The organism is Staphylococcus sp. EG-SA-2 (assembly GCF_017152085.1).
Map to the genome: position 1 here is coordinate 1 of NZ_JACYHC010001094.1, position 720 is coordinate 720.

Sequence of the window (720 nt, forward strand, 5' to 3'; positions counted from 1 at the left end):
AATTTTAATTAATGAAGTGTTAACTGGTAAATGCATGAAACCGTTTGTAAAATAGCAGTGTACTCGCATTAGTAAGTACAAATTTATTTTACAGGGAGAACTTATTATGAAAAAAAATATCACAAAAGTAATTATTGCATCTACAGTCATCGCTACAGGTCTTCTAACTCAAACTAATGATGCTAAGGCGTTCTTTAGTTATGAATGGAAAGGTTTAGAAATCGCTAAAAATTTAGCAGACCAAGCTAAAAAGGACGATGAACGTGCTGATAAATTAATAAAAGAAGCCGATGAAAAAAACGAACACTATAAAGGTAAAACTGTTGAAGACTTATATGTAATAGCTAAAAAGATGGGTAAAGGCAATACAATAGCTGTAGTAAAAATCAAAGACGGTGGTAAAAATGGTTATTATACCTTCGATATCACTCGCCCATTAGAAGAACATAGAAAAAATATTCCAGTGGTTAAAAACGGCGAAATCGATTCGATTACTTGGTATTAAAAAACATACTGAATTAAATAGTTGTACGCCAAACGTTAGAAAACAATGCTAACGTTTTGGCGTGCTTTTTTTATTTTAAGTAACTTCTAATTTATTTAGCATCTTTACGACTGTTTAATAAAGCACGTATGATTAACACGGTTGCCACTATATCCGTTACAATTTTTATGATTGTTAATACATTCGATTTCCTTTTCACAATAGCCACCTCGCTT

Annotated in this window: 2 protein-coding genes; both read left to right on the plus strand. The window is 31.4% G+C overall.

What is annotated here, in order from left to right:
* Nucleotides 1-106 precede the first annotated feature (106 nt).
* On the plus strand, nt 107-505 hold the full coding sequence (locus tag IDG60_RS18320) for an FPRL1 inhibitory protein FLIPr (RefSeq protein ID WP_000739582.1): 399 nt from the start codon (nt 107-109) through the stop codon (nt 503-505).
* Nucleotides 486-557, plus strand: coding sequence for a hypothetical protein (locus IDG60_RS18325; protein ID WP_031775077.1), 72 nt, complete (start codon nt 486-488; stop codon nt 555-557). Before IDG60_RS18320 ends, IDG60_RS18325 begins: the two co-directional genes overlap by 20 nt.
* Nucleotides 558-720 lie beyond the last annotated feature (163 nt).

Excerpts from the sequence above, each read along its gene's own strand:
- IDG60_RS18320 (WP_000739582.1), top strand. The coding sequence starts at position 107 with ATGAAAAAAAATATCACAAAAGTAATTATTGCATCTACAGTCATCGCT.